Raw genomic sequence first — 23,296 nt, forward strand, 5'->3', positions numbered from 1 at the left:
CCACTACCCCGCGCACCCCACCCAGCTCGCCCACGGCCCCCGCACCCACCCCCGCCTCCCCCTCACCTTCCACGGCGGCGGCGACCCCGCCATCGCCCGGGCCCTTCTCACCGAAGCCGAAAGGCACGGCGCCCGGGTCACCGTCCTCGCCGTCGGCGCCTGGCTCGACGAACATCCCGACCTGGCCCGCCGCATCCTCGACGGCGGCCACGACCTCGGCAACCACACCCTCCACCACCTCGACATCAACGCGATGTCCGAGACCGAGGCCCGTGCAGAGATCACCGGCTGCGCCCAGCGCCTGAACAGCCTCACCGGCTCCATCGGCACCTGGTTCCGCCCGTCCCGCGCCGCCCGCGCCTCCCCCCTCGTCGAACGCCTGGCGTACGACGCGGGCTACCCGCACGTCCTCTCCTACGACGTCGACTCCCTCGACTCCACCTCGCCCGGCGCCGGAGCCGTCACCCGCAAGGTCCTCGGCGAGATCCGCAACGGATCCGTGGTGAGCCTGCACTTCGGGTACGCGGGCACCCTCGCCGCGCTCCCCGCCGTACTGGAAGAACTCGACCGCCGCGGACTGCGCGCGGTCACCACCACGGAGCTGCTGAGCTGATGCACCGCACCCTCACCAAGAGCGCCCTCGCCGTCTTGGCCGCCCTCACCGCGCTGGCCGCCTGCGGCACCGAGACCACCAAGGACCGCGCAGGCGAGACCCGGGTCACCAAGGCCCCCGTACCCGCGCCGCCGAAGCAGAGGAAGGTGCAGGGCCTGCCCGGGATGCCGCCCGTCCTCGACCCCGAGGACGTGTACGCGGCCGACCGCCCCGGCAAGCTCTCCCCGGTGGTCAAGGACTTCCCGTCCCGGGTCTACGTGCCCAACAGCGAGTCCGACACCGTCTCGGTGATCGACCCGAAGACGTACGAGATCATCGAGACGATCCCCGTCGGAAGGCAACCCCAACACGTCGTGCCTTCTTGGGACTTGAAAACCCTGTGGGTCAACAACAACCGCGGCCACACGCTCACCCCGATCGACCCGAGGACCGGGAAGGCGGGCAAGCCGGTCGAGGTGCACGACCCGTACAACCTCTACTTCACGCCCAACGGCAAGTACGCCGTCGTGATGGCTTCCCTCGACCGCGAACTCGCCTTCCTCGACCCGCACACCATGAAGCGGATCAAGACCGAGCCGGTCACCTGCTACGGAGTCAACCACGCCGACTTCTCCCTCGACGGCAAGTACTTCATCGTCTCCTGCGAGTTCAGCGGCGAGCTGCTCAAGGTCGACACGGAGAAGATGAAGGTCGTCGGACAGCAGAAGCTCCCGTTCGACGGCGCCATGCCGCAGGACGTGAAGATCTCGCCCGACGGGAAGCGGTTCTACGTCGCCGACATGATGGCCGACGGCATGTGGGTCCTGGACGGCGACAAGTTCACCAAGCCGACCCTCCTGCCCACCGGCAAGGGCACCCACGGCCTCTACGTCAGCCGCGACTCCCGCGAGATGTACGTCTCCAACCGTGGCGAAGGCACCGTCTCCGTCTTCGACTTCACGCAGAACAAGCTCACCAAGAAGTGGCACCTGCCCGAGGGCGGCAGCCCCGACATGGGCGGCGTCTCCGCCGACGGCAAGGTCCTGTGGCTGTCCGGGCGTTACGACGCGGAGGTGTACGCCATCGACACCCGCACCGGCACCCAGCTCGCCCGCATCCCCGTCGGCAGCGGCCCGCACGGCCTCGCGGTCTATCCGCAGCCGGGCCGCTACTCGCTCGGCCACACGGGCATCTTCCGCTGAACCACGACCAGTTGACGTGTGGTCAGCTGACGCGGCGGGCGCTGAGCAGCACCTCCGACCCCACCGGCAGATAGCCGGCCGCCTGGAACGCCCGCAGACTGCGGGCGTTCCCCGGCGAGACCTGGGCCCACACCGGCTCATCCCCGCCCAGCTGCCGCGCCGCGTGCGCCAGCGCACGCCCGAGCCCCCGATGCCGTACGTCCTCGTCCACCTCGACCGCGACCTCCAGCCGCCCGGCGACCCCGCGCCCCAGCACGAGCACGCCGCCGTCCGCGGCCCATACCCGCACGTCATCGCGCCGCTTGCGGGAACTCACCACCCTCGGGTGATCGGGGTCGTCGATCTTTGTCAGCGCGAGCGGCGGCTCACCCGGCAGTGGAGCACCGACCGTCATCACGTCGATCGTGTCGCTCCCGCGCCCCGTACGCTCCATGAAGGCCGCGAGGAACCGCGCGTTCATGCTCGCGGCGAGGGCGTCGCAGTCGACGGCGCGCAGAGCCTCGTGCACCCACCGCGGATCCTCGTCCGTGAAGACGACGGAGTGCGCGGTGAACGCGAAGACCCCGGCGTCGCGGTGGGAGGGCTGGGGCACGACGGTCGTACGGCCGTCCGCGGCCGGGAAGACGCCCCGCGCCGCCGCGTCGAGAATGCTCCGCAAGGTCTCCGCCACGACCGCCCCCATCGCGCTCCTTGAGTCTCCACCCACTGGAAGGCCCACACTCGCAGACATGATCGACGACGGCACCGGACTCCTCACCATCGGAGAACTGGCCCGGGCGACCGGGCTGACCGTACGCACCATCCGCTACTGGTCCGACGAGGGCGCCCTGCCCCCGGTGACCAGGTCGACGGGCGGTTACCGGCTGTACGCCGCCGCGTCCGTCGCCCGCCTGGAACTGGTCCGCACCCTGCGCGAGCTGGGCCTCGGCCTGCAGGACGTACGCCGGGTGCTGGCCGGTGAGACGACGGTCGCGCAGGTCGCGGCGGCGCACGTGGTGGCGCTGGACGCGCAGATCCGCTCCCTGAAGGTGACCCGTGCGGTGCTGTCGACCGTGGCGCGACGCGGTTCGACCGCGGAGGAGATGACGTTGATGAACAAGCTGGCGCGGCTGTCGGCCGCGGAACGCAGGCGGATCATGGAGGAGTTCGTGGAGGAGGTGTTCCACGGGCTCGACAACGCCGACCCGGACATCAGGCATCGGCTGCGGCACACCGCCGTCGACCTGCCCGACGAGCCGACCCCGCAGCAGGTGGACGCCTGGGTGGAGCTGGCGGAAATGGTGCAGGACCCAAAGTTCCGGGTCCGGATGCGGCGGATGGTCGAGTTCAACGCCCAGGACCGCGGCCCCGACACACCGTCCGGCGCCTCGATGTGGTTCTTCAAGCGGCTGGTGGAGCTGGCCGGGCAGGCTCGCGAGCAGGGCATCGCGCCCGAGGCGCCCGAGGCGGACGCGGTCCTGGACGAGCTGCTCGGCCCGGGCGCAGACCAGGCCGCCGTCCTGGAACGCCTGGAGGCCGGGTTCCACACGCAGGCCAACCGCTACCGCGAGCTGATCGCTCTCGTGAACGGTCACGAGCCGGGGCTGCGGCACGCGGAGGAGTTCGGCTGGGTGGTCGCTGCGCTGCGGGCCAGGGCGGGCCGTTAATCTGACCTGCGTCAGTAGGACTGCAAGGTACGAGAAAAAGGGGCGGATCGGTGGCGGACATCGAAGAAGCACGCAAACATTTCCAGCGGATCGACACTGACGGTGACGGCTTCATCACCGCCGCCGAGTTCAAGACCGCCCTGGCCCAGGAAGGCGACTGGAACGTCACCGATTCGGTCGCCGAGGTCATCATCAAGTCCCGCGACCTCAACGGGGACAAGGTGCTGTCGTTCGACGAGTTCTGGGCCTACCTGGACAAGTGACGCGGGTGGTGAGGGGGGGCGCCCATGGGGTGCCCCCCTTCCCCCTTCCCTCATACCTCCCTCACCGCACCCCCCGGTTCACCGCCGACAGCACCGCCTGCACCGACGCCGCGACGGCCGACGTGGCCCGGGCGGCGCCCCAGTGCCCGGTGCCGTCGACGCGGCACTCGGCGTAGGCCGTGGTCTCGCCGTCCGGGGTCGTGTGTTCGGCGTGGTCGAGGACGGTCACGGAGTGGCCCGCGCCGGTCAGGGCGTCGACGAACGCGGAGACCGGGCCCGGGCCGGTGCCCTCGTAGTCGCCGGTACGGTCGCCGGTGCGCAGGGTGCAGACGAAGCGGTGGGCGCCGCAGGCGTCGCGGTGGACGGACCAGGCGTCCAGGGCCACCTCGCCGTCCTCGACGACGTACGTCGAGAGGAACAGGTCGTACAGCTCCTTGGCCGTGATCTCCCGGCCGGTGTCGTCGGTGGCCCGCTGGACCACCCGCGAGAAGTCCGGCCGCATGCGCTCCGGCAGGTCCACACCGTGGTGCGTGCGCAGCAGGTACGCCGCTCCGCCCTTCCCCGACTGGGAGTTGACGCGGATGATCGCCTCGTACGAACGTCCCACGTCCGCCGGGTCGATCGGCAGGTACGGCACGGCCCACGGCGCCTCCTCCTCCGGCACCCCCGACTCCGCCGCGCTGCGCGCGTGATGGGCCAGGCCCTTGCTGATCGCGTCCTGGTGGGTGCCGGAGAACGCGGTGTGGACGAGGTCGCCGGCGTAGGGGTGGCGTGGGTGCACCGGCAGCCGGTTGCAGTGCTCCACCGTCTCCCTCACCGCGTCGATGTCGCCGAAGTCGACCATCGGGTCGACCCCTTGGGCGTACAGGTTGAGCGCGAGGGTCACCAGGTCGACGTTGCCGGTGCGCTCCCCGTTGCCGAACAGACAGCCCTCGACGCGCTGCGCCCCGGCCAGGACGGCGAGTTCGGCGCAGGCGACGCCGGTGCCGCGGTCGTTGTGCGGATGGACGGAGAGGATCACCGAGTCGCGGCGGGACAGATGGCGGTGGACGTACTCGATCTGGTCGGCGTAGACGTTCGGTGTCGCGATCTCGACCGTCGCGGGCAGGTTGTGCGTGACCGGGCGGTCGGGGCTCGCGTCCCACAACTCCGTCAGCCCGTCGCACAGTTCGAGGACGAAGTCCGGCTCGGTGAGGTTGTAGGTCTCCGGCGAGAACTGGAACCGCACGGACGTGCCTTCCGCACGCCGCGCCATGTGCTCGGCAGCCTCGCGCACCGTCCGCCACACCTCGCCGCGGTCCCGGCCCAGGACGACGTCCCGCCACACCGGCGAGGTCGCGATGTACAGGTGCACGACCGCCCTGGGCAGTCCCTCGATCGACTCGAAGGTCCGGTCGATGAGGTCCCGCCGGGCCGGGGTGAACACGACCGGCGTGACGTCGTCGGGCACCGCGTCGCCGGTCACCAGGTGCCGTACGAAGTCGAAGTCCGCACGGCTCGCCGAGGGATAGCCGACCTCGATCTCCTTGAAGCCGGTCGCCACCAGCAGGTCGAAGAAGCGGCGCTTGCGCGTGGTGTCCATCGGCTCCGCGAGGGCCTGGTTGCCGTCGCGCAGGTCCACGGGGACCCAGAGCGGGGCCCGCTCGATACGGGCGGAGGGCCAGCGCCGGTCGGTGGCGGGCACGTGGACGCGCTGGTCGAAGGGGAGGTAGCGGTGGTGCGGCATGGGGCTGGGCTGCTGGGGATTCCACAGCGGTCGGGCGTACGGAGTCGCAGTCATCGTCTGCTGTTGCCTTCGGCTCGGTCGGACGAGACCGGCAGCACGGCGTCCCGCGGCGGGGTGCCGGTCGCGTCAGGCCCCGCCGCGGCAGCCGAGAAGAAGGAGACCGCGAAGCGTCATGCCGATTACGCTATCCACTGCTCAGGTCCTCAGACAAGTGAAATCACTCAGCTCCTCAGACAAGTTGACCCGGTCGCCCGACGGACCCGACATACCCGACGGGCCCGACAGATTGGTGAACCCCGTGCCGCCAGGTGCCGTCCGCCCCAGCCCCCTGGTCGAACAGGCCGCGGAGCGTCTGCGCGAGCAGATCGCCGGCGGTGACTGGCCGGTCGGCACCCGGCTGCCCGGCGAGACCACTCTCGCCAAGGAACTCGGCGTCGGCCGTTCCACCGTCCGCGAGGCCCTGCGCGCGCTCGCCGGTGCCGGGCTGGTGCAGCCGAGGCAGGGCGCCGGCGTCTTCGTCATCGCCACCGAGCCCGTCGAGGACTGGCCCACCCGGCTGCGCCGGGCCGCGGTGACCGATGTGTACGAGGTCCGCATGGCCGTCGAGGTCCACGCGGCGCGGCTCGCCGCGCGCCGCCGTAGGCCCGAGGACGTCACGGCGATGGAGCTCGCTCTGGAGGGCCGCCGGGCGGCCTCGGCGGGCGACGACGTGACCTTCATCGACGCCGACATCGTCTTCCACGCGGCGGTGGTGGCCGCCGCGCACAATCCCGTACTCGCCGACCTGTTCACCCAGTTCACGCCGGTCCTGCGGGAAGGGCTGGTCGAGTTGCTGACCCTGACCGGCCTGCGGGCCCATGACCCGAACACCGCGGATGACGCGCACGCGGCGTTGGTCCGGGCGGTCGCGGACGGGGATGCGGAGGCCGCGGCGGAGATCCTTCGGAAGGAGCTGGAGGATCCCTTCGGCGGCTAGAAGGCCCTTCGGCGGCTAGGAGGCCCTTCGGCGATACTGCCCCGGCGCCACCCCGTACTCCCGCTTGAACGCCTTGGCGAAGGCGAACTCCGAGGTGTAGCCGGTGCGTCGGGCGACCTGGCGGAGCGGGAGGTCGTCCGTGCGCAGCAGCCGGCCGGCCGTCGTCATGCGCCACCAGGTGAGGTACGCCAGCGGCGGTTCGCCCACCAGCGCGGCGAACCGGCGCGCGAAGGCCGCACGGGACAGGCCGCCGCGGGCGCCGAGTTCCTCGACCGTCCAGAGGTGGGCCGGGTCGCCGTGGATCGCGCGCAGTGCCGCCGCGACGGCCGGGTCGGCGAGCGCGGCCGCCCAGCCGGTCGGGTGCCCCGAGCCGTGTCGTTCGTCCTGCCACCACGCCCGCAGGATGTAGATCAGCAGGGTGTCCAGCAGCGAGGTGACCACCGTGTCCGCACCCGGCCGGGACCCCTCCAGCTCCGCGCCCAGCAGCTCCACCGCGGCCCGCAGCGAGCGATGGGCGCCGACCCGGGCGGGCAGGTGGACGACCTCCGGGAGGCCGGTGAGCAGGGGGTGGGCGCGGCTGCGGTCGAGCAGGTAGGCGCCGCAGAGCATGACCGTGTCCGGAGCCGATTGCCCTTCGGGAGACGGCGGTTCGGGCCACCTGCCGTCCGGACCCAGCCGTACGACGTCCGGCTCCACGTCCGGACCACTGGCCAGCGCGTGCCCGCGCCCGTGCGCCAGGAACGCCACGTCACCCGGCGCGAGCGCGACCGGCTCGCCCTTTGCCGGGATCAGCCACGCGGACCCCCGCAGCACCACGTGGAACCCGGCCCCGTCCGAGGCCTCGAAGCGCATGCCCCAGGGCGCGTGCTTGTCCCGGCGCGAGGAGTGCGGCCGCCCGGTGCGCATCGTGGCGACGGCGTCGCTGAGTACGTCCATGTCTCCACCGTAGGCGCCGGGCCGGTCAGGAAGACGTACGGACAGGAAGGCGAGACCGATGGACATGGATCGTCTCGCCCTCGGGTCATAGCGTTTTCGGTATGCCAACTACCGCACGCACCGTGCTTTTTCATGAGATCGGCGGACCCGGGGTACTGAAGATCGAGGACCTGACCGTCCCCGAGCCCGGGCCCCGCCAAGTGGCGTTACGCGTAGAGGCGTTGGGGCTGAATCGGGCCGAAGCCCTCTTCCGCGCCGGGACTTACTACTACCAGCCCGCGCTCCCCGCCTCCCGCCTCGGCTACGAGGCCTCCGGCATCGTCGAGGCCGTCGGCGAGGGGGTCACCGAACTCGCCGTCGGCGACCCCGTGATGACGGGCCCCGGGATCGAGATGAGCGCGCAGGGCGTGTACGCGGAACGGGTTGTCCTCCCCGAGACCGCGGTCGTACGACGGCCCGCGTCCGTGGACGCGGTCACCGGGGCCGCAGCCTGGCTGACGTACACGACGGCGTACGGCGCACTGTTGGAGACCGCGGGTCTGAAGCCCGGCGACCACGTCCTCATCACCGGCGCATCCAGCGGGGTCGGCACCGCGGCGATCCAGGTGGCCCGCCGCATCGGCGCGATCCCGCTCGCCACGACGCGCACCGAGGGGAAGCGGCGGCAACTGCTCGACCTGGGTGCGGCGGAAGTGATCGTCTCGGGAGAGCCGGACGGCGGCTCGGAGGTCGTCGCGAAGGAGGTCCGACGGCTCACCGGTGGCCACGGCGCCCAGGTGATCTTCGACGCGATCGGCGGCCCCGCCTTCCGTCCGCTCGCCGACGCACTCGCCGAGGGCGGATCCGTGCTGGTCTACGGCTGGCTGGACCGCCGCCCCGCCGAGATCCCCTGGAACTGGCCCTTCACCATCCACACGTACGCGAACATGACCCTCACCACCACACCCGGCGGCCGCCGCCGCTCCACCGCCTTTCTCAACGCCGGACTGGCCGACGGCGGCTTCCGCCCGGTCGTCGCCGAGGTCTTCGACGGCCTCGACCGGATCCAGGACGCCCACCGGCTGATGGAGTCGAACCGGCACACGGGCAAGATCGTCGTACGGGTCTGAGGTCACCCGCCATGCGTCACGCGTTCGGCGCGGGTGCGGAACAGCCCGCCCTTCCCGGAGGTTGGTGTCGGCGGACCAGGAGCCGAAGGCTCCGCGGCACACCTCCGAAGGGCGAGACCCGACATGAAGATCGGCATCATCGGCGCGGGCAACATCGGCGGCAACCTCACCCGAAGGCTCACCGCCCTCGGTCACGACGTCTCCGTGGCCAACTCCCGCGGCCCGCACACGCTCACCGCACTGGCCGAGGAGACGGGCGCGACCCCCGTACCGGTGGAGGAGGCGGCCCGTGGTGCTGAGATCGTCATCGTCACGATCCCCATGAAGGCGGTACCGGACCTGCCCGCCGGCCTGCTCGACGAGGCGGCGGACGGCGCCGCGGTGGTCGACACCGGCAACTACTACCCCCGGCAGCGCGACGGCAAGATCGTGGAGATCGACGACGAGGGGCTCACGGAGAGCCGGTGGACACAGCGGCAACTCGGCCACCCCGTGATCAAGGCCTTCAACGGCACCTACGCCCAGGACCTCCTGGACCGCCCGCGCCCGGCCGGCGCCCCCGACCGCATGGCACTGCCGGTCGCGGGCGACGACGAGGCGGCGAAGCGCAAGGTGCGGGCCCTCATCGACGAACTCGGCTTCGACACGGTCGACGCGGGCGGCCTCGACGACTCCTGGCGCCAGCAGCCCGACACCCCGGTGTACGGGCTGCGGGCCGACACCGACGGGGTCACGAAGGCGCTGGCGGAGGCGAGCCCGGAACGAAAGCCGGAGCGTCGCGGATAGGTCACACGATCTCGAGGGGCAGGTGCGGCCCGTCCGGAAGCACGACCTTCACAGGGTCCCCGGGCCGCACCACACCTCCCGCGACGACGACACTCATGATCCCGGACTTGAACCTCACGGTTCCCTGCGCGTCCCGCCCCACGACCTGCTTCATCAGCCCCTTCCGGAAGTTGTCGATCTGCTTGCAGGGATTGCGCAGCCCGGTCACCTCGACGACTGCCGCCTCCCCGAGGTGCAGCAGGGTCCCGACCGGCAACCCCAGCAGATCGATCCCCCGCGTGGTCACGTTCTCCCCGAGCTCCCCGGCCGTCACCTCGAACCCGGCCCCGCGTACCTCGTCGAACAACTCCTCGTGGATGAGGTGCACCTGCCGCAGATTCGGCTGCGAGGGATCGTTCTCCATCCTGAACCGATGCTTCACCGTCGCACCGGCATGCACGTCCCCCTCCACCCCGAGCCCGGCGATCAGCGTGATGCTCTCCCGGTTCGGCTTGGTGAAGGAGTACGTGCCGCTGCTGCTGACCGCGCCGACCGTCCCACCCATGACCCGAAACCCTCCAAAATGTCAGGCGCCCTGGGCCCACTCGCGCAGCGCCGCCTTGTCGGCGAAGTCCGCCACGTTCTTGTCCAGCGGATCGTCGGTGTACTGGTGGAAGCGCCACTTCGCCTTGATGCGGGGCTTGCCGGCCGTGACGTAATCGGCGATCCAGAGGCCGTCACCCGCGTACGACGTGGTGTCGATGTTCAGCCAGTAATTGCGATTACAGTACAAGATCACCCTGTTGTTCGGCCGCAGTGCTTTCACCTTGCGGATGAAGCTGTCCTTCTCCGCGTTGGTGGCGTGCGTGCCGTCGCCGGTGGTCTCCCAGTCGACGGCCAGGATGTCGCCCGCCTTCTCAGGGGCGTGCTTCACGAAGTACTCCGCCTGGGCCGTGAGGTTGCCCGGCCAGAGGAAGTGGTAGAAGCCGACGACCAGACCGGCGTCGCGGCCCTGCTTCGTCTGGGCCGCGAGTTTCGAGTTGACGTACGAACGGCCCTCGGTCGCCTTGATGAAGACGAAGGAGAGACCGTCCGTGTCGTAGGAGGAGGACTGGTACGCGCTCACATCGATGCCGCGCAGCATGGGGGACTCCCTGAGTGCCTGGGGGGACAGGAGTTGGTCGGTGACTGCCGTCCTACCCTGGCACGAGTGATCCGCGCGTGACGTGGAAACGTCAACCTGTGGCCGTCGCCGACAGGCGTCAGCACTCGATGATGTTCACCGCCAGCCCGCCCCGAGCCGTCTCCTTGTACTTCACGGACATGTCGGCCCCGGTCTCCTTCATCGTCTTGATGACCTTGTCCAGGGACACCTTGTGCGAGCCGTCCCCGCGCATCGCCATCCGTGCGGCCGTGACCGCCTTCACCGCTGCCATGCCGTTGCGCTCGATGCACGGGATCTGGACCAGGCCGCCGACCGGGTCGCAGGTGAGGCCGAGGTTGTGTTCCATGCCGATCTCGGCGGCGTTCTCGACCTGTTCGGGGGAGCCGCCCAGTACCTCCGCGAGTGCGCCCGCCGCCATGGAGCAGGCCGAGCCGACCTCGCCCTGACAGCCGACCTCGGCGCCGGAGATGGAGGCGTTCTCCTTGAAGAGCATGCCGATGGCGCCGGCGGCGAGCATGAAGCGGACCACCCCGTCCTCTTTTTCTCCCTCGGAGGCCGCGCCCGCCACGAAGTTGATGTAGTAGTGCAGGACCGCCGGGATGATGCCCGCCGCTCCGTTGGTCGGGGCCGTCACCACGCGGCCGCCCGCCGCGTTCTCCTCGTTCACCGCCATCGCGTAGAGCGTGATCCACTCCATCGCATGCGCCAAGGGGTCGCCCTCCGCCCGGAGTTGGCGAGCCGACATGGCCGCCCGGCGGCGGACCTTCAGCCCGCCCGGCAGGATGCCCTCGCGGGACATGCCGCGCGAGACGCACGCCTGCATCACCCGCCAGATCTCCAGCAGACCCGCGCGGATCTCGTCTTCCGTGCGCCAGGCCCGCTCGTTCTCCAGCATCAGCGAGGAGATCGACAGGCCGGTCTCCTGCGTCAGGCGCAGCAGCTCGTCGCCCGTGCGGAAGGGGTACTTGAGCACCGTGTCGTCGAGCTTGATGCGGTCCGCGCCCACCGCGTCCTCGTCGACGACGAAGCCGCCGCCCACCGAGTAGTACGTCTTCGTGAGCAGCTCCGTCCCCGAGGCGTCGTACGCCCACAGGGTCATGCCGTTCGCGTGGTAGGGGAGGGTCTTACGACGGTGGAGGACGAGGTCCTTGTCGAAGGCGAAGGCGATCTCGTGTTCGCCGAGGAGCCGCAGCCGGCCCGCCTCCTTGATGTCCTCCACCCGCTGGTCGGCCTTCTCCACGTCCACCGTCCGCGGCGAGTCGCCCTCCAGGCCGAGCAGCACCGCCTTGGGTGTGCCGTGGCCGTGGCCGGTCGCGCCGAGCGAGCCGTACAGCTCGGTCCGTATGGACACGACGGAGTCGAGCAGGGCCTCGTTGCGCAGGCGGCGGGCGAACATGCGGGCCGCGCGCATCGGGCCGACGGTGTGGGAGCTGGACGGGCCGATGCCGATCGAGAACAGGTCGAAGACCGAGATGGCCACGGTGACTCCTCAATACAGGGTGGCGCAGGGGATGTGCGCCCCGCACTGATGAGTGTGCGGGGCGCACCACAAAAAGGAACTACTTGTTCAGACCGGGGTACAGCGGGTGCTTGTCGGCCAGCGCCTCGACCCGGGCCTTCAGCGCCTCCACGTCGCCCCCCTCGAAGGGAGAGGGCGCCTTCAGCGCCTCGGCGATGACGTCCGCGACCTCGGCGAAGTCGTCGGCCGTGAAGCCGCGGGTGGCGAGGGCGGGCGTACCGATCCGCAGGCCCGAGGTGACCATCGGGGGACGCGGGTCGTTCGGGACGGCGTTGCGGTTGACCGTGATGCCGACCTCGTGGAGGCGGTCCTCGGCCTGCTGCCCGTCCAGCTCGGACTCGCGCAGGTCGACCAGGATCAGGTGCACGTCGGTGCCGCCGGACAGGACGTTGACGCCGGCCTCGCGGGCGTCCGGCGCGGTGAGGCGCTCGGCGAGGATCCGCGCGCCCTCGACCGTACGGCGCTGGCGCTCCTTGAAGTCCTCCGACGCGGCGACCTTGAAGGAGACCGCCTTGGCCGCGATCACGTGCTCCAGGGGACCGCCCTGGAAGCCCGGGAAGACGGACGAGTTGAGCTTCTTGGCGAAGTCCTTCCTGGCCAGGATGATGCCGCCGCGCGGGCCGCCCAGCGTCTTGTGGGTGGTGGAGGTGACCACGTCGGCGTACTCCACCGGGTTGGGGTGGAGACCGGCCGCGACCAGACCCGCGAAGTGCGCCATGTCGACCCACAGGAAGGCCTCGACCTCGTCCGCGATGCGGCGGAACTCGGCGAAGTCCAGCTGCCGCGGGTACGCCGACCAGCCCGCGATGATCACCTTCGGGCGGTGCTCCTTGGCGAGCCGCTCGACCTCGGCCATGTCGACGAGACCGGCGTCGTCCACGTGGTACGCGACCACGTTGAACTGCTTGCCGGAGAAGTTCAGCCGCATCCCGTGGGTCAGGTGACCGCCGTGGGCGAGGTCCAGTCCGAGGATGGTGTCGCCGGGCTGGGCCAGCGCGAACAGCGCGGCCTGGTTGGCGGAGGCGCCCGAGTGGGGCTGCACGTTGGCGTACTCGGCGCCGAACAGCTCCTTGACCCGGTCGATCGCGATCTGCTCGGCGACGTCGACGTGCTCGCAGCCGCCGTAGTAGCGGCGGCCGGGGTAGCCCTCGGCGTACTTGTTGGTGAGGACCGAGCCCTGAGCCTCCATGACCGCGAGGGGCGCGAAGTTCTCGGAGGCGATCATCTCGAGGGTGGACTGCTGGCGGACCAGCTCGGCGTCGACGGCGGCGGCGACCTCGGGGTCGAGTTCGTGCAGGGGCGTGTTCAGAACGGACATCAGGTGTACGACTCCTCAGCCGGCGGAAAAGGCGGTGTACTCGTCGGCGGAGAGCAGGTCGGCCGGCTCCTCCGCCACGCGTACCTTGAACAGCCACCCGCCCTCGAAGGGGGCGGAGTTCACCAGCGACGGATCGTTGACCACGTCCTCGTTGACCTCGGTGACCTCACCGTTGACCGGGGAGTACAGGTCGCTGACCGACTTGGTCGACTCCAGTTCGCCGCAGGTCTCGCCCGCGGTCACCGTGGCACCGACCTCCGGGAGCTGGACGAAGACGACATCGCCGAGCGCGTTGGCCGCATGCTCCGTGATGCCGACCGTCGAGACGCCGTCCGCGGCGGCCGACAGCCACTCGTGCTCCTTGCTGTAGCGCAGCTCTTGGGGGTTGCTCATGGCCTGAATTCTCCTGTACGCGGGGGAGTGCTGGTGAGTGAGGGACTGTTGGAAACGCACGTGAGCAGCGGAAATGTGCGCAGGGTCACGCGCACGGACCGCTCAAGTGTCTACTTCTGGCGCTTGTAGAACGGCAGCGCCACGACCTCGTACGGCTCGTGGCTGCCCCGGATGTCCACACCGACACCCGGCGTGCCCGGCGCCGCGTGCGCGGCGTCGACGTACGCCATCGCGATCGGCTTGCCCAGCGTGGGGGAGGGCGCGCCGGAGGTGACCTCGCCGATCACCTCGCCGTCGGCGACGACCGCGTACCCGGCTCGCGGCACGCGACGCCCCTCGGCGACCAGGCCGACGAGGACGCGCGGGGGGTTCGCCTCGGCGCGCGAAGCGGCCTCGGCGAGCGCCTCGCGCCCCACGAAGTCGCCCTCCTTCTCGAACTTCACGACCCGCCCGAGCCCGGCGTCGAAGGGGGTCAACGACGTGGAGAGCTCGTGCCCGTACAGCGGCATGCCCGCCTCCAGGCGCAGCGTGTCGCGGCACGACAGCCCGCAGGGGACCAGGCCGACGCCCTCGCCCGCCTTGGTCAGGGCCTGCCACAGCTCGACGGCGTGCTCCGGCTTCACGAACAGCTCGAAGCCGTCCTCGCCGGTGTAGCCGGTGCGGGCGATGAGCGCCGGAACACCGGCGACCGTGCCGGGGAGGCCGGCGTAGTACTTCAGACCGTCGAGGCCGGCGTCGGTGAGGGACTTCAGAACCCCCGGCGACTCGGGACCCTGCAAGGCGATCAGCGCGTACGCGTCCCGGTCGTCGCGTACCTCGGCGTCGAAGCCGGACGAACGCTCCACGAGCGCGTCCAGCACCACCTGGGCGTTGGAGGCGTTGGCGACGACCATGTAGTGAGAGGACCCGGCCTCGGTCTCGGCGAGCCGGTAGACGATCAGGTCGTCGAGGATGCCGCCGTCTTCGCGGCAGATCATGGTGTAGCGGGCGCGGCCGACACCGACGGACGCGATGTCGCCCACGAGCGCGTGGTTCAGGAGCTGCGCGGCCTGCGGGCCGGTGACCGTGATCTCGCCCATGTGCGAGAGGTCGAAGAGGCCGGCCCTCGTGCGCACGGCGTTGTGCTCGTCGCGCTCGGAGCCGTAGCGCAGGGGCATGTCCCAGCCGGCGAAGTCGGTCATCGTCGCGCCGAGGACACGATGCAGGGCATCGAGCGCGGTGTGACGGGGTGCGGTGCTGCTCATCGGACGGTCGTCTCCCAAGGCGATGGGGGCACCTCCCGCGCGAGCGCATTCGAGCGTGGGGGAGGGTGAGGTCGTTCCTCCCCATCTGTCATCGGAACCTGAGAGGTTCGACGTGACCCCGCGAAACGGTGGTCACGACTTGCACCTTGGGTGGAGCCGCTGTCGCAGCGGCCCGCTTTTCAGATGTGCCTCGCCCGCGCGGTAACTGGGGCCTGAGAGATTCAAGGGAGGGACTTGCTCCTTCGGCGCCCCAGCGACGTACGACTGGGGACTCTCCCGCGCGGATTCAAACGGCCGGTATGCAGTTGGCGCGCACATCATTGCACGCATCCCCGGCGCGCGGCAGGCCGCATCTGTAACCGGCCTGTGGCAGTAAGCGCATGAAAACGCGAGACACCGCGTATTACCTTCTCTTTACACTCGACGGGGAGGGGAACTCGTGACCCACCCCAGGGGAGGACGATCACGGTGAACAGGACCACGGCGTACGCCACGACCTCGGCCGTCGCGCTGCCCGAGCAGCCCGCGGCCCCGGCCCGCCAGGCGTGCGGGGCGCGCCCGGCACCCGTCCTCCGCGACCTGCGCGAGCGCGAGGGTCACAGCCCGCACGCACTGCTCTTCGGACCCCGCGACCTCGTCGTGATCACCGGCCTGCCCGGCAGCGGCAAGTCCACGCTGATGCGGCGCACGGTCAAGGGCCTGCGGATCGACTCCCAGGACACCCGCGACCGCTGGGACGGCAGGCTGTCCCGCCTCCTGCCGTACGCGGTCTACCGCCCGCTCGTGCGACTCGCCCACTACGCCGGACTGCGCCGCGCCCTGCGCTCCGGCAAGGGCGTCGTCGTGCACGACTGCGGTACGCAGGCCTGGGTGCGCGGCTGGCTGGCCCGTGAGGCCCGCCGCCGGGGCGGCACCCTGCACCTGCTGCTCCTCGACGTCACTGCCGACACGGCCCTGGCCGGTCAGCGCGAACGCGGCCGGGGAGTCTCGCGGTACGCGTTCCTGCGCCACCGCGGCGCGGCCTCCCGCCTGATCAGCAGCGTGGAGAAGGGCGACCTGCCCCAGGGCTGCACCTCGGCGGTCCTGATCGACCGGGACGCGGCGAACGTACTGACCCGGATCGGCTTCACGGGCTGACCACCGAGCGGTCCGCACCCGCTAGCCTTTCAGCCACAGCAGCGGTACTCGGCAGGCGGTAGGCAGCAGATGGACTTCCCGGCGGATCTCCCAGCGGGCTTCTCGGAGTTCCCGGCACAGGCGCACCCTCATCCGCACGGCGGATGGCCCGGCAACGAACTGGAGGAGGTGCTCTCCGCCTCCCTCGGCATACCCGGGGCCGGCGGGCGCATCATCGAGGTGCTCGGCCGCAGCTTCGTGTGGATCCCGCTGCCCGGCGGCGGCGGCCCGCACAGCGGCCCGCTCGACCTGCCCACACTGGAGATCGACGGCCAGGCCTATGTGCCGGTGTTCAGCTCCGAGGAGCAGTTCCGCCAGGTCGTCGGCTCGCACCTGTCGTACACCATCGCGCCGGCGGTGGAGTTCGCCCGCGGGCTGCCCCCGCAGGTCGGCATCGCCGTGAACCCGGACGGCACGGTCGGCGTCCCGCTGCCCCCGCCCGCCGTGGCCGACCTCTGCCGCACCGGCCGCACCCCGCTGGACGGCCCCGCGAGCGGCGGCCGGGTCAAGCTCTACGAACCCGACTGGCAGGACGACCCCGTCGACTTCCTCGCCGCGGCCTCGGCCGAGTTCGCCGCGACCGGCGTCATCCTCACGGCCCGCCGCTGCCTGGCCGCCATCGAGACGGCCGACCCGGTGATGTTCGTAGGCGTGGAACTCTCCCAGTGGGAGGCTCCCGACCTGCGTACAGCCCCCATGGACGCCCTGGCCAGGGCCCTGGGCCGGGCTCCGGCCCCCTGGCCGGTCAACCTGGTCCTCCTGGACGTGGCGGACGACCCGGTGGGCCACTGGATGCGCGAGCAGGTCCGGCCCTTCTACCAGCAGGGCTACTAGCAACGCCCCCAGGGGCGCGGGGCGGTATCGATATCCGGCTGCGTCGCGGGGGCGCGACCGACCCGCACGAACCCGCACCCGCCGTAGGACAGAAAGCCCCGAGCTCTTGGGCGGTTGCTGTCGGCTGCTCCACATAAGCTGGTTTCATATCGAGTTTCATATCGATGCAACTTCACGAAGGGGCGGTACAGGTGAGCGCCAGCGGCATCGCGGCCGGGCAGGTCGAGCACATGCTGCGCCAGGTGACGCCCGGGCGCTACGACGCCTACGAGGCACTCCTGCGCGCGCTCGCGACCCCCTCCTCCGGCCAGGTATGGATGCTCCTCTGGCACGGCCAGGCAGGCTCCCCCGACGCCCAGTACGGAAACATGGAGGTCGACGGCTACGGCTATGCCCCGTGCGTGACCTCGGCTCAGGAACTCTCGGCCAGCGGCTGGAACCGCTCCTACGAAGTCGTCGACGGAGTCGACGTCGCCCGCACCCTCTACCCCGACCACTACGGCCTCTGGCTGAACCCGCACGCCCCCGGCGGCGGCGTCGGCATCCCCTGGCTCGACCTGCGCCGCATCGCCACCGGCCTGGAGCGTCAGCCGGCCGGTCCGCTCCGGCTGTCCGAGCCCGGCATCGAGATCCCGCAGTTCTACGCCCTGCTCGCGCAGAACGCCCACCGCACCCCGGCCGTCCGCGCGTTGCGCCGCGCCTGGGTGCAGCCCGCGCTCGGGGCGCCGTATCTCGCCATCGGTCTCGACGTGTACGACACCAGCCCGCCGGCCGTCGACTCGGTGCGCGCGATGATGCAGCAGTCGATCGGGGCGGTCCCGGAGGGGCTGCCGGTGTCGACCGTGGCGATGTCCGACGAGTACGACCCGGTCGCGCTGTGGATGCGGGCGGGCGCCCGCCCGTTCTACGACCGCGAGGCCCACGCCGCGCCCGCCCCGGCCCCCTCCTCGGCCCAGGCTCCGGTGGCCGGTTACGGCTATCCGCCGGCCCACGGCGGTTACTGACCGGACGATCCTCCGGCTCCGGAGGCCGGCTCCGTCTTCGCGCGTAGAACTGGGTGGATCATCCCTGCCCGCCCCCCAATGTCCCCATTGGTCTGCGTCCGCCCCGCGTTACCCGCCGTCCGGATAACGGAACCCTCCGGCTCGCATCACGTTTATGCATCCTTTCACCGCCAAGTCTGGCAACAGATCGCCAAAGCGTTGAAGACTCCCGCACCAGGGGCCTTTCGTCCCTGTGTATGACGGACTGATAACGCCGCCACAGCGGCAAGTGCGGGCCGGCTACCGCCGGTTGAGAGGGGTCCCTGCCAGATGACGGCACCATTGCACGAGCCGACCGCGGAAGCGGCCCCGAGCGCGGCCGAAGAAGCGGCGCTGGCCAGCGCCGATGCGAAGGCCGTACAGGGGCGTTCCCTGGGCCGGATCGCCTGGGAGCGCCTGAAGCGGGACAAGCTCGCCCTCACGGGTGGCGTCGTGGTGCTCTTCCTCGTCGTGATCGCGCTGCTCGCCCCGGTCATCACGAGTCTCCTCGGGCAGGACCCGAACGAGTATCACGAGAGCCTCATCGACCCGCTCTTCGGCACCCCGACGGGCTCCCTGGGCGGCATCAGCGGCGACCACCTGCTCGGCGTCGAGCCGGTCAACGGCCGCGACATCTTCGCCCGCATCCTCTACGGCGCCCGGATCTCCCTGCTGGTCGGCTTCCTGTCCGCCGTGGTCGCCGTGATCCTCGGAACGGTGCTGGGCATCCTCGCGGGGTTCTTCGGCGGCTGGATCGACTCCGTGATCAGCCGGGTGATGGACGGTCTGCTCGCGTTCCCGCAGCTGCTGTTCATCATCGCGCTGGTCTCCGTCATGCCGAACGAGATGCTGGGTCTGACCGGGTCGAGTGTGCGTGTCTTCGTGATGATCCTGGTCATCGGATTCTTCGGTTGGCCCTACATCGGGCGCGTGGTGCGCGGCCAGACGCTCTCGCTGCGTGAGCGCGAGTACGTCGAGGCCGCCCGATCGCTGGGCGCGGGGCGGCTGTACATCCTGTTCAAGGAACTGCTGCCCAACCTCGTCGCCCCGATCGTCGTGTACACGACGATGATGATCCCCACCAACATCCTCACCGAGGCGGCGCTCAGCTTCCTGGGCGTGGGCGTCAAGCCGCCCACGGCCTCGTGGGGGCAGATGCTCTCGAGTGCGATCGACTACTACGAGTCGGACCCCATGTACATGGTGGTCCCGGGAGTGGCGATCTTCATCACCGTGCTGGCCTTCAACCTCTTCGGCGACGGCGTCCGGGACGCGCTGGACCCGAAGGCTTCCCGTTGAACCGCCGAACCGCTGAACCGCTGAACCGCTGAACCGCTGAAGCTCAGCACCCCAACTGTCCCGTGGCACTCACACGGGGTCTCTCATCAAATCCGGAGGATCCGAGATCGTGACTACCCAACGCACCTCAGGGCGGCGGAAGCAGGCGTTTGCCGCTGTCGCCGCGGTCGCCGCGCTGCTGACCACGGCGGCGTGCGGCGGCGGTGGAGACGACGGCGACAACGGCTCGAGCACCGGTGCCGCCGGCTTCGACGCCGCGAACAACAAGGTCGCCCAGGCCTCTGCCGCCAAGAAGGGCGGCACGCTGAAGTTCGGTGGCGCCCAGGATGCCGACTCGTGGGACACCACGCGCGGTTACTACGGCTTCATGTGGAACTTCGCGCGCTACTACAGCCGCCAGCTCGTCACGGGCAAGGCCGAGCCGGGTGCGGCCGGTGCCGAGATCACCCCGGACCTCGCGACCTCGACCGCCAAGATCACGGACGACGGCAAGACCTACACGTACACGCTGCGCGACGGTGTGACATGGGAGGACGGCAAGCCGATCACGTCCAAGGACGTCAAGTACGGCATCGAGCGCGTGTGGGCGCAGGACGTGCTGTCCGGCGGCCCCGTCTACCTGAAGGACGTCCTCGACCCCAAGGGCGAGTACAAGGGCCCGTACAAGGACACCTCCGCGGACAAGCTGGGTCTGAAGGCGATCGACACGCCCGACGACAAGACCATCGTCTTCCACCTGCCGCAGGCCAACTCGGACTTCGAGGAGATGCTGGCCCTGGTCTCGGCCTCCCCGGTCCGCCAGGACAAGGACACCAAGTCCAAGTACGGTCTGCACCCGTTCTCCTCCGGCCCGTACAAGTTCCAGTCGTACAGCCCGGGCAAGGACCTCACGCTGGTCCGCAACCCCGAGTGGAAGCAGGCCTCGGACCCGATCCGCAAGGCCTACCCGGACAAGATCACCGTCCAGTTCTTCTCGGACGCCAACCAGCTCGACCAGCGTCTGCTCAACGGTGACCTGGACCTCGACATCAACCAGACCGGCATGTCGCCGCAGGGCCGCACCACCGCCCTGAAGCAGCACAAGGCCAACCTGGACAACCCGGTCTCCGGCTACATCCGTTACGCGGTCTTCCCGCAGAGCGTGAAGCCGTTCGACAACGTCGAGTGCCGCAAGGCCGTGATCTACGGCGCCGACCACGTGTCGCTGCAGACCGCGCGCGGCGGCCCGGTCGCCGGTGGTGACATCGGCACCAACATGCTGCCGCCGTCGATCCCGGGCGCCGAGGGCCAGAAGTACGACCCGTACGAGCTCGCGGGTGCCAACAAGACCGGCAACGAGGCCAAGGCCAAGGAGGCCCTGAAGGCCTGCGGCAAGCCGAGCGGCTTCTCCACCACCATCGCGGTCCGCAACAACAAGCCGGTCGAGGTGGCCACCGCCCAGTCCCTGCAGGCGTCGCTGAAGAAGATCGGCATCACCGCCGAGATCGAGCAGTACGACGGTTCGCAGACCACCGGCATCATCGGCAGCCCCGCCAACGTGAAGAAGAAGGGCTTCGGCATCATCATCATGGGCTGGGGTCCGGACTTCCCGTCCGTGCAGGGCTTCGGTCTGCCGCTGTGGGACAGCAAGTACATCCTGGACAGCGGTAACTCCAACTACGCGCTGATCAAGGACAAGACGATCGACGGCCTGTTCGACTCCTACGTCACCACGCTGGACGACGCGGGCAAGGAAAAGATCGCCACGGAGATCAACCACAAGGTGATGGAGGGCGCGTACTACCTGCCCTTCGTCTTCGAGAAGTTCATCAACTGGCGCTCGGACAACCTGGCGAACGTGTACACCACCGACGGCTACAGCGGTATGTACGACTTCGTCAACCTCGGTCTGAAGTCCGCCAAGTAATCCCGGCACACCCGCCACACGGCACGAAAGGCAGGTGAAGGCCGGCGCAGCGTGATCGTGGGCCATCGGACGACCTCCGGTGGCCCACGGTCCGCGGCGGGCCGAGAGCTGTGCTCGCTTACCTCATCAGGCGGTTGTTCGCCGCCGCAGTGATGCTCGTGGTCATCATCATGGTGGTCTTCGGCATCTTCTTCCTCGTCCCCAAGTGGGCGGGCGTGGACATCGCCACGAGCTTCGTGGGCAAGCAGGCCGACCCGGCGGCCGTCGAGGGCGTGCGCCAGAAGCTCGGCCTGGGCGACCCGATCTACGCCCAGGTCTGGGAGTTCTTCAAGGGCATCTTCGCCGGCCGCACCTACTCGGGCGGCGGCGACAGCATCCACTGCGCCGCACCGTGCTTCGGCTACTCCTTCCGCAGTGAGCAGGCCGTCTGGCCGGTGCTGACCGACCGCTTCCCGGTGACCCTGGGTCTCGCGCTCGGCGCCGCCGTGCTGTGGCTGGTCTTCGGTGTCGCGGCGGGTGTGCTCTCCGCGCTCAAGCGGGGCACCCTGTGGGACCGCGGCGCGATGGTCGTCGCCCTCGCGGGTGTCTCCCTCCCCATCTACTTCACCGGCATGCTCAGCCTGGCGATCTTCGCCTTCGGGCTGAAATGGATCGACGCGCAGTACGTGCCCCTGGAGGACAGCGTCGGAGGCTGGTTCGGCGGCATGATCCTGCCGTGGATCACCCTCGCCTTCCTGTACGCGGCGATGTACGCCCGGATCACCCGCGCCACCATGATGGAGATCCTCGGCGAGGACTACATCCGCACCGCCCGCGCCAAGGGCCTCAAGGAACAGACCGTCATCGGCAAGCACGCCATGCGCTCGACGATGACGCCGATCCTGACCATGCTCGGCATGGACCTCGGGGCCCTGATCGGTGGCGCGATCCTGACCGAGTCCACGTTCAACCTGCCCGGCCTCGGCCGGGCCGTACTGGACGCCATCCGCAACCAGGACCTGCCCATCATCGTGGGCGTCACCCTGATCACATCCCTCGCGGTGCTCGTCGCCAACCTCGTGGTGGACATCCTGTACGCCGTGATCGACCCCCGAGTGAGGCTCACATGACCGAACTCAGCAAGAGCGGAGCGGCCGTGGGCGAGCCCACCGGTTCCTCGCCCGCCCCGACCTCCTTCCTGGAAGTGCGCGACCTGAAGGTGCACTTCCCGACCGACGACGGCCTGGTCAAGTCCGTCGACGGGCTCAGCTTCCAGCTGGAGAAGGGCAAGACCCTCGGCATCGTGGGCGAGTCCGGCTCCGGCAAGTCGGTGACCTCGCTCGGCATCATGGGCCTGCACACCGCCGGCCAGTACGGCAAGCGCAAGGCACAGATCTCCGGCGAGATCTGGCTGGACGGGACCGAGCTCCTGTCCGCCGACCCGGACTACGTGCGCAAGCTGCGCGGCCGTGAGATGGCGATGATCTTCCAGGATCCGCTGTCGGCGCTGCACCCGTACTACACGATCGGCCAGCAGATCGTGGAGGCGTACCGGATCCACCACGACGTCGACAAGAAGACCGCCAAGCGCCGCGCGGTCGAGATGCTCGACCGGGTCGGCATCCCGCAGCCGGACAAGCGGGTCGACAGCTACCCGCACGAGTTCTCCGGCGGCATGCGCCAGCGCGCGATGATCGCGATGTCGCTGGTCAACAACCCCGAGCTGCTGATCGCGGACGAGCCGACGACCGCCCTGGACGTGACCGTCCAGGCGCAGATCCTCGACCTGATCCGCGACCTGCAGAAGGAGTTCGGCTCCGCGGTCATCGTCATCACCCACGACCTGGGCGTCGTCGCCGAACTCGCCGACGACATCCTGGTGATGTACGGCGGCCGCTGCGTCGAGCGGGGCCCGGCCGACAAGGTGTTCTACGAGCCCCGGCACCCCTACACCTGGGGCCTGCTCGGCTCGATGCCGCGCCTGGACCGCGAGCAGCAGGAGCGCCTGATCCCGGTCAAGGGCTCCCCGCCCTCGCTGATCAACATCCCGTCCGGCTGCGCCTTCAACCCGCGCTGCCCGTACGCGGACCTCCCGAAGGACAACGTCACCCGCACCGTCCGCCCCGAGCTCGCCGAAGTGGGCAGCCGGCACTGGGCCGCCTGCCACCTGGGCAAGGAGCAGCGGGAGCGTATCTGGACCGAAGAGATTGCGCCGAAGCTGTGAGT

Annotated in this window: 23 protein-coding genes and 1 riboswitch; of the genes, 14 read left to right on the forward strand and 9 right to left on the reverse strand. The window is 69.9% G+C overall.

Annotated features, from left to right (window positions below; all coding sequences use genetic code 11):
- Both ADK57_RS03520 and ADK57_RS03525 read left to right on the forward strand, forming a co-directional pair.
- Nucleotides 1-613 (forward strand): polysaccharide deacetylase family protein (locus ADK57_RS03520; protein ID WP_053747843.1); only part of this gene is annotated, 613 nt, incomplete at its 5' end.
- Nucleotides 613-1,794: a YncE family protein gene (locus ADK57_RS03525; RefSeq protein WP_053747844.1), complete on the forward strand. Its 1,182-nt coding sequence runs from the start codon at nucleotides 613-615 to the stop codon at nucleotides 1,792-1,794. The genes ADK57_RS03520 and ADK57_RS03525, both read left to right, overlap by 1 nt.
- A 22-nt stretch (nucleotides 1,795-1,816) precedes the next feature.
- On the opposite strand, the gene ADK57_RS03530 is transcribed toward ADK57_RS03525, so the two are convergent.
- On the reverse strand, nucleotides 1,817-2,476 hold the full coding sequence (locus ADK57_RS03530) for a GNAT family N-acetyltransferase (RefSeq protein WP_053747845.1): 660 nt from the start codon (nucleotides 2,474-2,476) through the stop codon (nucleotides 1,817-1,819).
- A 46-nt stretch (nucleotides 2,477-2,522) separates the two neighbouring features.
- On the opposite strand from ADK57_RS03530, the gene ADK57_RS03535 reads away from it, so the two are divergent.
- A complete protein-coding gene (locus tag ADK57_RS03535) occupies nucleotides 2,523-3,440 on the forward strand; it encodes a MerR family transcriptional regulator (RefSeq protein WP_053747846.1) in 918 nt (305 codons plus the stop codon).
- Between the two features lie 50 nt (nucleotides 3,441-3,490).
- Entirely contained in the window at nucleotides 3,491-3,703 is a 213-nt protein-coding gene (locus ADK57_RS03540) for an EF-hand domain-containing protein (protein WP_053747847.1), read from the forward strand.
- Nucleotides 3,704-3,764: 61 nt separating this feature from the next.
- On the opposite strand, the gene ADK57_RS03545 is transcribed toward ADK57_RS03540, so the two are convergent.
- Nucleotides 3,765-5,483 (reverse strand): 2-isopropylmalate synthase, encoded by a 1,719-nt coding sequence (locus ADK57_RS03545; RefSeq protein ID WP_053747848.1) that lies wholly within the window; start codon nucleotides 5,481-5,483, stop codon nucleotides 3,765-3,767.
- Nucleotides 5,484-5,727: 244 nt separating this feature from the next.
- Here ADK57_RS03545 and ADK57_RS03550 point away from each other — a divergent pair, with 244 nt between their 5' ends.
- The gene (locus ADK57_RS03550; RefSeq protein ID WP_053747849.1) at nucleotides 5,728-6,405 is read left to right on the forward strand and encodes a FadR/GntR family transcriptional regulator; all 678 of its coding nucleotides are present in this window, start codon (nucleotides 5,728-5,730) and stop codon (nucleotides 6,403-6,405) included.
- Nucleotides 6,406-6,420: 15 nt separating this feature from the next.
- On the opposite strand, the gene ADK57_RS03555 is transcribed toward ADK57_RS03550, so the two are convergent.
- A complete protein-coding gene (locus ADK57_RS03555; RefSeq protein ID WP_053747939.1) occupies nucleotides 6,421-7,341 on the reverse strand; it encodes an AraC family transcriptional regulator in 921 nt (306 codons plus the stop codon).
- Nucleotides 7,342-7,442: 101 nt separating this feature from the next.
- On the opposite strand from ADK57_RS03555, the gene ADK57_RS03560 reads away from it, so the two are divergent.
- Together ADK57_RS03560 and ADK57_RS03565 are read left to right on the forward strand one after the other, a co-directional pair.
- Nucleotides 7,443-8,450 carry a zinc-dependent alcohol dehydrogenase family protein gene (locus tag ADK57_RS03560; protein WP_053747850.1) on the forward strand — a complete coding sequence of 336 codons (1,008 nt, stop codon included), beginning with the start codon at nucleotides 7,443-7,445 and terminating at the stop codon, nucleotides 8,448-8,450.
- Nucleotides 8,451-8,483: 33 nt separating this feature from the next.
- Nucleotides 8,484-9,236 (forward strand): NADPH-dependent F420 reductase, encoded by a 753-nt coding sequence (locus ADK57_RS03565; RefSeq protein WP_420711837.1) that lies wholly within the window; start codon nucleotides 8,484-8,486, stop codon nucleotides 9,234-9,236.
- Nucleotide 9,237: 1 nt separating this feature from the next.
- On the opposite strand, the gene ADK57_RS03570 is transcribed toward ADK57_RS03565, so the two are convergent.
- From ADK57_RS03570 to gcvT, 6 genes are all read right to left on the reverse strand, one after another.
- Complete coding sequence (locus tag ADK57_RS03570; RefSeq protein ID WP_053747852.1) at nucleotides 9,238-9,780, reverse strand: MOSC domain-containing protein; 543 nt, start codon at nucleotides 9,778-9,780, stop codon at nucleotides 9,238-9,240.
- Between the two features lie 21 nt (nucleotides 9,781-9,801).
- Nucleotides 9,802-10,359: a glycoside hydrolase family 25 protein gene (locus ADK57_RS03575; RefSeq protein WP_053747853.1), complete on the reverse strand. Its 558-nt coding sequence runs from the start codon at nucleotides 10,357-10,359 to the stop codon at nucleotides 9,802-9,804.
- 118 nt (nucleotides 10,360-10,477) lie between these two features.
- Nucleotides 10,478-11,860, reverse strand: coding sequence for an L-serine ammonia-lyase (locus ADK57_RS03580; RefSeq protein ID WP_053747854.1), 1,383 nt, complete (start codon nucleotides 11,858-11,860; stop codon nucleotides 10,478-10,480).
- Nucleotides 11,861-11,939: 79 nt separating this feature from the next.
- Complete coding sequence (gene glyA / locus ADK57_RS03585; RefSeq protein ID WP_053747855.1) at nucleotides 11,940-13,217, reverse strand: serine hydroxymethyltransferase; 1,278 nt, start codon at nucleotides 13,215-13,217, stop codon at nucleotides 11,940-11,942.
- Nucleotides 13,218-13,232: 15 nt separating this feature from the next.
- Nucleotides 13,233-13,610, reverse strand: a complete 378-nt coding sequence (gcvH, locus tag ADK57_RS03590) for a glycine cleavage system protein GcvH (RefSeq protein ID WP_053747856.1) — start codon at nucleotides 13,608-13,610, stop codon at nucleotides 13,233-13,235.
- A gap of 110 nt (nucleotides 13,611-13,720) precedes the next feature.
- Nucleotides 13,721-14,854, reverse strand: a complete 1,134-nt coding sequence (gene gcvT / locus ADK57_RS03595) for a glycine cleavage system aminomethyltransferase GcvT (RefSeq protein ID WP_053747857.1) — start codon at nucleotides 14,852-14,854, stop codon at nucleotides 13,721-13,723.
- A 189-nt stretch (nucleotides 14,855-15,043) separates the two neighbouring features.
- Nucleotides 15,044-15,143: riboswitch (glycine riboswitch) on the reverse strand.
- Between the two features lie 179 nt (nucleotides 15,144-15,322).
- Between gcvT and ADK57_RS03600 the strand changes: the two genes are divergently transcribed.
- From ADK57_RS03600 to ADK57_RS03630, 7 genes are all read left to right on the forward strand, one after another.
- Nucleotides 15,323-15,991 (forward strand): AAA family ATPase, encoded by a 669-nt coding sequence (locus tag ADK57_RS03600; protein ID WP_053747858.1) that lies wholly within the window; start codon nucleotides 15,323-15,325, stop codon nucleotides 15,989-15,991.
- A gap of 69 nt (nucleotides 15,992-16,060) precedes the next feature.
- Entirely contained in the window at nucleotides 16,061-16,864 is an 804-nt protein-coding gene (locus tag ADK57_RS03605; RefSeq protein WP_053747859.1) for an enhanced serine sensitivity protein SseB, read from the forward strand.
- A gap of 191 nt (nucleotides 16,865-17,055) precedes the next feature.
- A complete protein-coding gene (locus ADK57_RS03610; RefSeq protein WP_053747860.1) occupies nucleotides 17,056-17,868 on the forward strand; it encodes an enhanced serine sensitivity protein SseB C-terminal domain-containing protein in 813 nt (270 codons plus the stop codon).
- Nucleotides 17,869-18,177: 309 nt separating this feature from the next.
- On the forward strand, nucleotides 18,178-19,185 hold the full coding sequence (locus tag ADK57_RS03615) for an ABC transporter permease (protein WP_053747861.1): 1,008 nt from the start codon (nucleotides 18,178-18,180) through the stop codon (nucleotides 19,183-19,185).
- Between the two features lie 109 nt (nucleotides 19,186-19,294).
- Nucleotides 19,295-21,091, forward strand: coding sequence for an ABC transporter substrate-binding protein (locus ADK57_RS03620; RefSeq protein WP_053747862.1), 1,797 nt, complete (start codon nucleotides 19,295-19,297; stop codon nucleotides 21,089-21,091).
- Between the two features lie 110 nt (nucleotides 21,092-21,201).
- Nucleotides 21,202-22,200, forward strand: a complete 999-nt coding sequence (locus ADK57_RS03625; RefSeq protein ID WP_053747863.1) for an ABC transporter permease — start codon at nucleotides 21,202-21,204, stop codon at nucleotides 22,198-22,200.
- The gene (locus tag ADK57_RS03630; protein ID WP_053747864.1) at nucleotides 22,197-23,294 is read left to right on the forward strand and encodes an ABC transporter ATP-binding protein; all 1,098 of its coding nucleotides are present in this window, start codon (nucleotides 22,197-22,199) and stop codon (nucleotides 23,292-23,294) included. The genes ADK57_RS03625 and ADK57_RS03630 overlap by 4 nt, the downstream gene beginning before the upstream one ends.
- Nucleotides 23,295-23,296 lie beyond the last annotated feature (2 nt).

Origin of the sequence: Streptomyces sp. MMG1533, assembly GCF_001279775.1 — a bacterium.
In the GTDB taxonomy this organism is placed as follows: domain Bacteria; phylum Actinomycetota; class Actinomycetes; order Streptomycetales; family Streptomycetaceae; genus Streptomyces.